This is a genomic window from Burkholderia sp. EMB26 (assembly GCF_024730645.1).
Classification (GTDB): domain Bacteria; phylum Pseudomonadota; class Gammaproteobacteria; order Burkholderiales; family Burkholderiaceae; genus Burkholderia; species Burkholderia cenocepacia.
The window spans coordinates 857,986-869,414 of sequence record NZ_CP078071.1 but is presented as its reverse complement, the minus strand read 5'-3'; the positions used below and the strand labels follow the sequence as shown (position 1 = coordinate 869,414).

The window sequence follows — 11,429 nt, the reverse complement described above, 5'->3', positions numbered from 1 at the left end:
GCGCTGCAATAATGTAGTCGACGTGCATCGATTGCCGGCCGTGCGAGGCGGTTACGGCGCGGTTCGCCAGGTGGCGAACAGTTCGGTGAGGAACTCGACGAATGCCCGCACCTTGCTGTCGAGCGTCGCGCGGCGCGGATAGAGCGCGTGAAGCTCGACATCGTTCGTACGGTGCCAGTCGGGCAGCACGATCTCGAGCTCGTTCCTCGCGAGCCGTCGCGCGGTGAAATGCGTGGAGATCAGCGCAATGCCGCCGCCGCTCGTGGCCTGGCGCAATACCGTGACCGATTCGTTCGAGATCAGCACGGGCTGCACCGGGACGTCGGCCCGCTCGCCGTCGGTGTTGCTGAGCCGCAGCGTCAGGCCCGGCGCATCGCGGCCGACGAACAGGATGTCGTGTTGCGCGAGATCGTCCGGCGTGCGCGGCCGGCCGGTGCGATCCAGGTAGGCCGGGCTCGCGGCGAGCTTCGCATGCGACCAGCCGAGCGAGCGCGCGACGTAGCCCGAATCGTTCAGCAGACCCGCGCGCAGCGCGACGTCGAAGCCATGCTCGACGAGGTCGAGCGGACTGTTGTCGTAGATCAGCACCAGCTGCACCAGCGGGTAGCGCCGGCGGAATTCGGCGAGCGCCGGTTCGAGCTGGAACAGGCCGATCGCATAGGGCACCAGCACGCGCAGCGTGCCTTCGGGGTCGGTGCGAAGCGTGCGGACCTGGCGGTCCGCGTCGAGCAGGATGTCCTCGGCGCGCAGGCAGCGATCGTAGTAATCGCGCCCGGCTTCGGTGACCGACACGCGGCGTGTGGTCCGGTACAGCAGTTGCACGCCGAGATCGTCCTCGAGGTGCTTGACCTTGCGGCTCACGCGACTGAGCGGCATGTCGAGTTCCACGGACGCGGCGGTGAAGCTGCCGCGTTCCACTACGCGCAAGAAGATTCGGATGCTATCGAGGTCCATACAAATTGGTTACGTGTTCAACCTGCGCGCATCTTACCGTTGTCGGTCCTGCCACTGCATTTTCATGTCAGTTGTCCAGATTATTCCGTGCGCTGCAATACCGCATTCCGTTTCGGCCGGTAGTGGCGCGCGTCGCACGCTCGTATGCTCGACGCATGAAATTTTCCGTCCCCGGCCTGCCGCCGATCGCGGCCGTGCGCGCCGCGCTGCGCGATGCGTGGCCCACCTTGCCGCCGGGCGCGCTCGGCTTCGCATTACGCAATACCGCCGCGTCGTTGCTCGCGCTCTATATCGCGTTCCGCATGAATCTCGACGATCCGATCTGGGCCGCCTCGACCGTGTGGATCGTCGCGCAGGGCAGCCGCGGGATGGGGCTGTCGAAGAGTCAGTACCGGATTCTCGGCACCGCGATCGGGGCGACCGTGGCGCTCGCGCTGACCAGCGCATTCGAGCAGACGCCGCAATTGTTCCTGCCCGCGCTCGCCGCGTGGATCGGCCTGTGCGCGGGCATCGCGACGTTCCAGCGGAATTTTCGTGCGTATGCGGCGGTGCTCGCGGGCTATACGGCCGCGATCGTCGCGATGGACGCGGTATCGGCGCCGCTGCATGCGTTCGATATCGCGGTCGCGCGGTTTCTGTACGTGGTGGTCGGCATCCTGTGCGGTGCGCTGTTTGAAACGGTCTTCGCACCAGGCGCGCCGCTGAAGGACGTCCGCACGCGGCTCGCGCGCTATCTCGACCGCGCGGTGGCGGTCGGCGCGGGCGCGCTGCGCCGCGAGCCGAACGACGCGGCCGTGCACCGGCTGTTCGCGGACGCGCTCGAACTCGACACGGCGGCCGAATACGCGGCGGCCGGCGCGCCGCCGGTGCGCAACATGATCGGCCATCTGCGCGTGGCGGCGCTCGGTGTGCTCGCCGCGCAGGCTGCCGGGCAGGCGATCCGCGAGCATGCGGCGCGCGCCGGCGGTGCGCCGGAGCCGCTCGTCGACGAGGCGGCAGGCGTGCTCGACCGGGTCGCCGTGTCGGGCGACGCGGGGCACGAGATGGCGGCGCTGCGCGTACGGGTGGACGCCGCCCTGCGGGTCGAAGCGGCCGTGCCGGCCGGCACCGACACGTCGCGCCTGCTCACGCTCGACCGGCTGTCGGCGCTGCTCGGCGGCTTCGACCGCGCATTCGCGAGCCAGGCATTGCTCGAGCGGCCGGTGCCGCCGCCTGCACGCGTGCGCTATGCGTTCCACCGCGATCCGGTGCTCGCGTGTCACAACGGCGTCCGCGCGTTCATCGCGGTGCTGGCCGCGTCGGCGATCTGGATCTTCACCGCGTGGCCGGCGGGCGGCGGGTTCGTCGCGATCACGGCGGTGGTGAGCGCACTGTTCTCGACACGCCCCAATTCGGTGCGCGCGATCGTCGGTTTCATGAAAGGCACGGCATGCGCGGCGGTCGCGGGCGTCGTCTGCAACTTCGCGCTGCTGCCTGCGGTATCGGGCTTCGAGATGCTGGCCTACATCCTCGGCGTGTTCCTGATCGGCACCGGGCTGGCGATACGCCATCCGCGCACGGCCGCGATGGGCAGCGCGTTCTCGATCTTCTTCTGGAATTTCACGTCGCCGAACAACACGACGCGCATCGGCGACGCCGCGTTCCTGAACAGCGCGCTCGCGACGCTGCTCGGCATCGCGTTCGGCGCGCTGGTGTTCGCGCTGGTGTTTCCGGGTGATCCCGGCACGAGCCGGCGACGCCTGCATCGCGCGGTGCGCCGCGATCTGGTGCGGATCGCGCGCGATCCGCGGGCGTGGTCGGCGAGCGCGTGGCTGAGCCGCACGGCCGACCGGCTCGCGCGCGAGCTCGGGTTCGCGGGCAGCGTGCCGCAGACGCAGATCGAGCACGACATGCGCGATCTGCTCGCGATCTGGGGAATCGGCGACAGCCTGCTGGCGCTCGCTGAACTGGCCACGCGGGAACCGGCCGCGCGCCGCGCGGCGGCGGCGGTGCGCGAGCGCGTTGCGTGGGCGGATTTCGCGCGGCTCGAACGGAGCTGCGACGCGGCGGCCCGCCTGTTGCGCCGTCGCGTGGCCGCGCGCGACGGCGACGCCGCGCATGCGTTGCTGAATGGCGTGGTCCTGCTGCGGCGGATCGCGGATGCGGCCGCCGAGCATGGCGACTTCCTGCGCGGCCGGCGCGATCGGGCGGGGCGGCCGGTCAGGTGAGGCGGTACGACGGGCCGGGCGTCACCTCGGCCGGCAGCGGCTCGCGGTTCAGTTCGAGCAGCGTGCGCTCGATCTGCCGCGTCATCGCATCGAGCGCGAGATGGTTCGGCCCGTCGCCGAACGGTTCGGCGATCGCATGCGCGATCGCGTCGAGCGCGATCAGCGTATAGGCGACGAAAACTGTTACAAAAGGTGTCGCCGCGCCGATCGAATCGACGAGGCCGAATGGCAACAATACGCAATATGCGTAGATGGTCCGGTGCAGCAGCACGTCGTATGAAAACGGAATCGGCGTCGACGCGATGCGCTCGCAGCCGCTCACCATCGCGACGAGATCGTCGAGGCGCGCATCGAGCATCCACAGCCGCGTGTCGGCGAGCTGGCCCGCATCGGCGCGCGCGGCGAACGCTTCGCGCAGCGCGTGCACGATGACGACCGGACGAAACCGGGCAGCGGCGACGCGCGTATAGGTCGCGCCGTCGAGCAGCCCGCGCAGGTCCGCGGCCGGATCGGTGCCGCGCAGCTGATGCTTGAGCGTGTAGACGAATGCGACGACCGTGCGCACGAACGCGCGGCGCGATGCGTCGTCACGGTCGACCGCGCCGTAGCAGAGCGCCTGCGACACCAGCGTGCGCGTGGCGGTCAGCACGCCGCCCCACAGCTGCCGGCCCTCGCGATAGCGTTCGTAGCTGGCGTTGTTGCGAAACCCGGCGAAGATCGCGAGCGTCAGGCCGATCAGCGTGAACGGCGTCGGATTCAGCGGCACCTTCTCGCCGAGCACGCGGCCGCCGCCCCAGACCGCGACGAGGCTGATCGCGAGCGTCAGCACGAGTTGCGGCAGGATGGTCGGCAGCACCGAGCCGTTCCAGACGAGCAGCATCCGCAGCCAGTGTTCGCGCGGACGAACGATCATCGTCGTGCTCCGTCAGGCGGCGATCGACGCCGGCGCGGCCGCGCGATGCAGCAGCACGGGCACCGACTTCGACGTCGGCGTGTTGCACACGTCGCCGACGCTGTCGAGCGGCACGAGCGGGTTGGTTTCCGGGTAGTACGCGCCGATGCAGCCGCGCGGGATGTCGTACTCGACGAGCAGGAAGCCGTTCGCGCGCCGCTCGATGCCGTCGTGCCACACGGTTTCCATGTCGACCCATTCGCCGGCCTTCAGGCCGAGCATCGCGAGATCGTCGCGGTTGACGAACACCACGCGGCGCTGGCCGAACACGCCGCGATAGCGGTCGTCGAGCCCGTAGACGGTCGTGTTGTACTGGTCGTGCGAGCGCGTCGTCATCAGCGTCATCAGCCGGTCGCCGTGCAGCGCGCGGGCACGCTGGATCGGCGTGTCGGTCGGCAGCGCGTGCGCGATGAAATTCGCCTTGCCCGTCGGCGTGAGCCATTCGCGGTCGCGCGACGCCACGCGCAGGTGAAAGCCGCCCGGCCGCGCGATGCGCGTGTTGTAGTCGTAGAAGCCGTCGAGCGTCGCCTCGATCGCATCGCGGATCTTCGCGTAGTCGTCCTTGTACGCGAGCCAGTCGATCGTGTCGCTGCCGAACAGCGCGTGCGCCATGTGCGCGACGATCGCGGGCTCCGACATCAGGTTCGGCGAAGCCGGCTTGTTCATCCCGTACGACACGTGGACCATGCTCATCGAGTCCTCGACCGTCACGCCTTGCGCGACGTCGTCCTGCAGGTCGATCTCGGTGCGGCCGAGCGTCGGCAGGATCAGCGCGTCGCGGCCGTGGATCAGGTGACTGCGGTTCAGCTTCGTCGTGATGTGCACCGACAGTTCGCAGCGGCGCATGCCTTCCCACGTGCGCGGCGTGTCGGGCGTCGCCATCGCGAAGTTGCCGCCGAGGCCGATCAGCACCTTCACGCGGCCGTCGAGCATCGCTTCGATCGTCTCGACGACGTCGTAGCCGTGATGGCGCGGCGGTTCGAAGTCGAACACGTGGCCGAGCCGGTCGAGGAACGCCTGCGACGGCTTTTCCTCGATGCCGACCGTGCGGTTGCCCTGCACGTTCGAATGGCCGCGCACCGGGCACAGGCCGGCGCCGGGGCGGCCGATGTTGCCGCGCATCAGCATCAGGTTGGTCAGCATCTGCACCGTCGCGACCGAATGCTTGTGCTGCGTGATGCCCATCCCCCACGTCGCGATCACGCGTTCGCTGCGCGCATAGAGCCGCGCGAGCGCGTCGATCTGCTCGTACGGCACGCCGCTTTCGGCCGTCAGCGCGGACCAGCTTTCGGCGCGCAGGTCGTCGGCGAACGCGTCGAAGCCGGCCGTGTGCTCGCCGATGAACGCGGTGTCGATGACGCGCGGCGCACCGGCGGCGCGCGCGGCGTCGTCGAGTTCGAGCACGCGCTTGGCCATTCCCTTGATCAGCGCGAAATCGCCGCCGAGCGTCGGCTGGATGAACGTCGATGCGATCCTGGTGCCCGACATCGTCAGCATCTCCAGCGGGCTTTGCGGATCGGCGAAGCGTTCGAGGCCGCGCTCCTTCAGCGGGTTGATCGACACGATCGTCGCGCCGCGCTTCGCGCATTCGCGCAGCTCGCCCATCATCCGCGGGTGGTTGGTCGCGGGGTTCTGGCCGAAGATCAGCAGCGTGTCCGCATGCTCGAAATCGTCGAGCGTGACGGTGCCCTTGCCGATCCCGACCGACGCCGGCAGCCCGCGGCTCGTCGCCTCGTGGCACATGTTCGAGCAGTCGGGGAAGTTGTTGGTGCCGTACCGCCGCACGAACAATTGATACAGGAACGCGGCCTCGTTGCTGGCGCGGCCGGACGTGTAGAACGCGGCCTGGTTCGGGTCGGGCAGCGCGCGCAGGTGGCGGGCGATCAGTTCGAACGCGTCGTCCCACGCGATCGGCACGTAGCGGTCGGTCCGCGCGTCGTACACCATCGGATCGGTGAGCCGGCCGTGCTGTTCGAGCTCGAAATCCGACTGTTCGAGCAGTTCGGTCACCGTGTGCGCGGCGAAGAAGTCGGGCGTCACGCGCTTGCTCGTCGCTTCCGCGGCCACGGCCTTCACGCCGTTCTCGCAGAATTCGAACGTCGACGCGTGCTGGCGGTCGGGCCACGCGCAGCCCGGGCAGTCGAAGCCGTCCGGCTGGTTCTGGCGCAGCAGCGTGCGGTAGTTGCCGCCGGCGACCTTTTCCTTGATCAGGTTGATCGTGACGGCTTTCAGCGCGCCCCAGCCGGCGGCCGGGTGGGTGTACGGTTCGATGCGCGCGGTGGCGGATTTCTTTTTCATGATGCGGGTGTCGGGGTCGATGCGTGCAGAGTACGCGCGGCACCCGTCCCGCTGTGTGTACACCTGTTCACTTCAAAAAAGAGTACAGTTTCGGCCATTCATACAGTGCGGATCGCAACTGTGTTGCTGAAGGGAAGCTGAAAGGGAGGCGCGTGAAGCGTTACGAACAACTGGCCGACGATCTCCAGGCGCAGATCGAGCGGGGCGTATACCGGCCCGGCGAGCGGATTCCGTCGGTGCGTCAGGCGAGCCGGCAGCAGCAGCTCAGCGTCACGACCGTGCTGCGCGCGTACCTCGTGCTCGAAAGCCGCGGCCTGATCGAAAGCCGGCCGCAGTCGGGCTATTTCGTGCGGGCGCGCGCCGTGGCGCCGGCCGAGGCGGAATTGCATGTCTCCGCGCCGGCCGCCGAGCCGTCGGCCGTGGACGTGAGCCGGCTCGTGCTGTCGACGCTGCGCTCGATCGCGCGCGACGACGCGGTGCCGCTCGGCTCGCCGTATCCCGACGCGTCGCAGTTTCCGGTGCAGCGCCTCGCGCGCTATGCGCAGGCGATCGGGCGGCGCCGCACGCGCTGGGGCGTGATCGACGACCTGCCGCCCGGCAACCAGGAGCTGATCCGCCAGATCGCGCGGCGCTATGCGGAGCGCGGAGTCGCGGTCGAGCCCGGCGAGATCGTGATGACGATCGGCGCGACCGAGGCGATCAACCTGTGCCTGCAGGCGGTCGCGAAACCGGGCGACACGATCGCGGTGGAGTCGCCGACCTTCTACGCGATGCTGCACGCGATCGAGCGGATGGGCATGCGTGCGCTGGAAGTCGCGACGCATCCGGGCGACGGCATCGATCTGGACGCGCTCGGGCGGATTCTCGCGAGCGAGCGCATCGCGGCGTGCATGGTGATGCCGAACTTCCAGAATCCACTCGGCTTCCAGATGCCCGATGCGCGCAAGCGCGCGCTGGTCGAACTGCTCGCGAAGCACGGCGTGCCGGCGATCGAGAGCGACGTCTATCACGAGCTGCACTTCGGCGACACGGCGCCGAGCGCGCTGAAGTCGTTCGATCGCGACGGGCTGGTGCTGCATTGCGCGTCGTTCACGAAGAGCCTGTCGCCGCGCTACCGGATCGGCTGGGCAATGCCGGGCCGCTACCGCGACCAGGTCGAGAAGCTGAAATTCCTGAATACGCTCGCGACGCCCGCGATCGAGCAACTCGCGATCGCCGAGTACCTGAAATACGACGGCTACGACTTTCACCTGCGGCGCATGCGCAAGCAGTATGCGCAGCAGGCGAGCCTGATGAGCGCGATGGTGCGGCGTTTCTTCCCGGAAGGCACGCGGCTGTCGCAGCCGCAGGGCGGGTACGTGCTGTGGGTCGAGCTGCCGCCGCAGGTCGACGCGATGAAGCTGTATTCGCTGGCGCTCGCGCAGCGGATCACGGTCGGGCCCGGACACATGTTCTCGGCCGGCACCGATTACCGGCATTTCATCCGGCTCAATTACAGCTACCCGTGGTCGCGGCAGATCGAGGACGCGCTGAAGGTGCTGGGGCGGCTCGCGTCGGAGTGCGCGGCGCGGTGAGCGCGGCCGCCTGGCGCCGGTATCAGGCCGCGCGTGGCTCCCGTAGTCCGGCTTGCGCGGTGTCGACCATCTGCCGCATGTCGAAGCCCGACGGATGCTGGTAGACGCGCAGCCCGAACTCCGGCAGCACCGCGATCAGGTGGTCGAACAGGTCGGCCTGGATGGTCTCGTAGTCGACCCACGTCGTCGTATCGGTGAAGCAGTACAGTTCGAGCGGAATGCCTTCGGCCGTGAGCGGCAGTTGCCGCGCCATGTTCGTCATGTCGCGGCGGATGCGCGGATGGCCCTTCAGGTAGTTCGCGACGTATGCGCGGAACGTGCCGAGATTGGTCAGCTGGCGGCGGTTCGCCGGGCAGTCGCCGGCCGCACCCAGCGTGCCGTTCCATTGCGCGATCGCATCGACCTTGTCTTCGAGGTAGTCCTTCAGCAGCGTCAGGCGTTCGAGACGTTCGATCTCGTCGTTCGACAGAAAGCGCACGCTCGTCGCATCGATGAACAGCGCGCGCTTGATGCGGCGGCCGCCCGCCTCGGTCATCCCGCGCCAGTTCTGGTAGCTCTCGGTGATCAGCTTCCACGTCGGCACCGTGATGATCGTGTGATCGAAGTTCGCGACCTTGACGGTGTTCAGCGTGATGTCGATCACCGTGCCGTCCGCGCCGGCCGACGGCATCGTGATCCAGTCGCCGATCCGCAGCATGTCGTTCGACGACAGCTGCACGCCGGCGACGAGGCCGAGCAGCGTGTCCTTGAAGATCAGCATCAGCACCGCCGACATCGCGCCGATGCCGGACAGCAGCAGGCCGATCTGCTTGCCGGTCGCATCACCGATCACGACGAGCGCGGCCGTGATGAACATTACGAGCTTGACGAGCTGCATCGCGCCTTTCAGCGACAGGCGCGGCTGGTCGCGCCGGGACGTGCGGTGCGTGTGTTCGAGCGCGGACAGCGTCGCGCTGATGGTCATCGTCACGAGGAACACGATCAGCGCGAACAGCACCTTGTCGGCGACCTGCGCGGCCAGGCCCGGAATGCCGGGCACCGCGCCGAGCCCGAGCTTGATCACGACGAACGGGACGATGCGGTTCAGCCATTTGAAGGCGCCGAATTCGAACAACGTGTCGTCGACGCGCGTGGCGGACAGCCGCGCGAGTCGCGCGACCACGCGAAACAGCAGGAAATGCACGACGGCGGTGATCGCGCCGGCGGCGGCGAGCAGGACGAGGATGCCGACGAGCGGCGTCAACCAGGATTCGTTCAGGGTCATAGGAGCAGACTGGGGCCTTCTTGTGCGTTGAATCGGCGCCGCGACGCGGCGCGCGCCCGGTGAAGGGCACATGAAAGGGACCGTGATTGTGCCATCGGGTTCCGGAGGCGTGCCGCGAAGGCGGGCGATCGGCTCCCGAATCGGCTCACCTTTGTGCAGGTATCCTTTCTATCAAGGTGAAGACGAGCGGCGAATCGACGTCACCGCAAGCCGGTGTGCGAGCAGGGCGCCGGACGTGTCGTTCACGGGGCGCGATCGTCCGGAAGCCGCGACGGCCGGCTGTTGCGCTTCGATGCGCGCGATAGCCGATCCATGCAATCATGCGGACGTCACACGCGTCGTCGGTGCGTCGTTCGCGTTGGTGCGCGGCCGGTCCGGCGACGGTGAGCGACACGCGACACCGTCGCGCACCCGTTCGCGGCCTCGTCATTTCGACCTCACGCATTTCACGCATGCCAGATTCCAACGAAAGCCGTCCGTCACGCGTGCGGCTGCTGAAAGGCCTCCTTCCGATCCGCCGCGCGGCGGCGATACGCGACATCGTCGCGGGCATTTCGCTCGCGTCGATGGATATCCCGCAGGTGCTCGGCTACGCGCGCATCGCCGGCATGCCGGCCGTCACCGGGCTCTACACGGTGTTCCTGCCGCTCGTTGCATTCGCGTGCTTCGGCGCGTCGCGCCATCTCGTGGTCGCCGCCGACTCCGCGACCGCGACGATTTTCGCGAGCCGGCTGTCGTCGATGGCGCCGGCCGGCAGCGCCGACTATGCGGCGCTGGCCGGCATGGTCGCGTTGCTGACCGCCGCGATGCTGCTGCTCGCGCGGATCTTCAAGCTCGGCTTTCTCGCCGATTTCCTGTCGCGCACGGTGCTGGTCGGTTTTCTCGCCGGCGTCGGCGTGCAGGTGTCGATCGCGATGCTCGGCGACATGTTCGGCCTGGCCGTGCCGTACCCGGCGTCGCGCAGCCTCGCGCAACTCGACTACGTCGTCACGCACCTGGCTCACACGCACCGGCCGACGCTCGCGCTCGCGGCGCTCGTCGTCGTCGCGATTCTCGCGTGCAAGCGGTTCCTGCCGCGCGTGCCGATGCCGATGATCGCGGTCGCGGGCAGCATCGCCGCGAGCGCTGCGTTCGGCTTCGCCGCGCACGGCATCGCGGTGCTCGGGCCCGTGGCGGGCGGGCTGCCGCCGCTGCGCTGGCCGTCCGTCACGTGGCAGCAGTTTCTCGATCTCGTGCCGGTTGCCGCTTCGTGCTTCGTGATGATCATCGCGCAGAGCGCGGCCGCCGCGCGCGTATTCGCGCAGCAGTACGGCGAGGACGTCGACACCAACGCCGACATCCTCGGGCTCGCGGCCGCGAACGCGGCGGCGGCGCTCGGCGGTGCGTTCGTCGTCAACGGCAGCCCGACGCAAACGGCGATGGCCGACGGCGCGGGCGTGCGCAGCCAGATCGGGCATCTCGCGTTCGCCGTCGTCGTCGCCGTCGTGCTGCTGTTCTTCAGTCCGTATTTGCAGTATCTGCCGCATGCGGTGCTGGCCGGCATCGTGTTCACGATCGCGCTCGGGCTGATCAACGTGCGCAGTCTCGCGGCGATCCGCGAGGAAAGCCCCGGCGAATTCACGCTCGCGCTGATCACGGCCGCGGCCGTCGTGACGGTCGGCGTCGAGCAGGGCATCCTGCTGGCCGTCGCGCTGTCGCTGATGCGGCACGTGCGCCACAGCTACCAGCCGCATACGATGGTGCTCGAACCCGTGGCCGGCAACGGCCGGTGGCAGCCGGTGCCTACCCGGCGCGGCGCGATGACGGCGCCCGGATTGATCGTCTACCGGTTCGGCGCCGACTTGTTCTTCGCGAACGATCACCTGTTCGCTGCCGAAGTGACCGAACTCGTCGAGGCGGCGCCGGTGCCGCCGCGCTGGTTCGTCGTCGATGCGGGCGCGATCACCGACGTCGACTATTCGGCCGCGCGGACCTTGACCGATCTCGTCAGGTCGCTGCATGCGCGCGGGATCGGCGTGCTGTTCGGGCGCGTGAACCGTTATCTGCGCGCGGACATGGATCGTCACGGGATCACCGAGGTGGTCGGCGCGACGTGCATCTTTGCCACACTGCATCAGGCGCTGGAGGCGGCGGGTACGACACCCGCGCCGCAGGAGCCGGGCACGGTGTAGCGCGATGCG

At 68.6% G+C, this 11,429-nt stretch carries 7 protein-coding genes; 3 read left to right on the top strand and 4 right to left on the bottom strand.

The genetic code is table 11. The annotated features are described in order from the left end of the window. Positions 1-51 precede the first annotated feature (51 nt). A complete protein-coding gene (locus KU887_RS20710) occupies positions 52-954 on the bottom strand; it encodes a LysR family transcriptional regulator (protein ID WP_006483836.1) in 903 nt (300 codons plus the stop codon). 155 nt (positions 955-1,109) lie between these two features. Between KU887_RS20710 and KU887_RS20705 the strand changes: the two genes are divergently transcribed. After that, the gene (locus KU887_RS20705) at positions 1,110-3,161 is read left to right on the top strand and encodes an FUSC family protein (protein WP_258257699.1); all 2,052 of its coding nucleotides are present in this window, start codon (positions 1,110-1,112) and stop codon (positions 3,159-3,161) included. Here KU887_RS20705 and KU887_RS20700 read toward each other — a convergent pair. Together KU887_RS20700 and KU887_RS20695 are read right to left on the bottom strand one after the other, a co-directional pair. After that, a complete protein-coding gene (locus KU887_RS20700; RefSeq protein ID WP_059720774.1) occupies positions 3,154-4,074 on the bottom strand; it encodes a bestrophin family protein in 921 nt (306 codons plus the stop codon). The two genes, KU887_RS20705 and KU887_RS20700, sit on opposite strands and share 8 nt — an antisense overlap. Positions 4,075-4,086: 12 nt before the next feature. Next, positions 4,087-6,411, bottom strand: coding sequence for an FdhF/YdeP family oxidoreductase (locus KU887_RS20695; protein ID WP_258257698.1), 2,325 nt, complete (start codon positions 6,409-6,411; stop codon positions 4,087-4,089). 152 nt (positions 6,412-6,563) lie between these two features. Here KU887_RS20695 and KU887_RS20690 point away from each other — a divergent pair, with 152 nt between their 5' ends. Then, complete coding sequence (locus tag KU887_RS20690; protein ID WP_058903210.1) at positions 6,564-7,985, top strand: PLP-dependent aminotransferase family protein; 1,422 nt, start codon at positions 6,564-6,566, stop codon at positions 7,983-7,985. A 22-nt stretch (positions 7,986-8,007) separates the two neighbouring features. On the opposite strand, the gene KU887_RS20685 is transcribed toward KU887_RS20690, so the two are convergent. Continuing rightward, on the bottom strand, positions 8,008-9,249 hold the full coding sequence (locus tag KU887_RS20685; protein WP_258257687.1) for a mechanosensitive ion channel family protein: 1,242 nt from the start codon (positions 9,247-9,249) through the stop codon (positions 8,008-8,010). A 452-nt stretch (positions 9,250-9,701) separates the two neighbouring features. Between KU887_RS20685 and KU887_RS20680 the strand changes: the two genes are divergently transcribed. Beyond that, positions 9,702-11,420: a SulP family inorganic anion transporter gene (locus tag KU887_RS20680; RefSeq protein ID WP_062885597.1), complete on the top strand. Its 1,719-nt coding sequence runs from the start codon at positions 9,702-9,704 to the stop codon at positions 11,418-11,420. Positions 11,421-11,429: the final 9 nt, after the last annotated feature.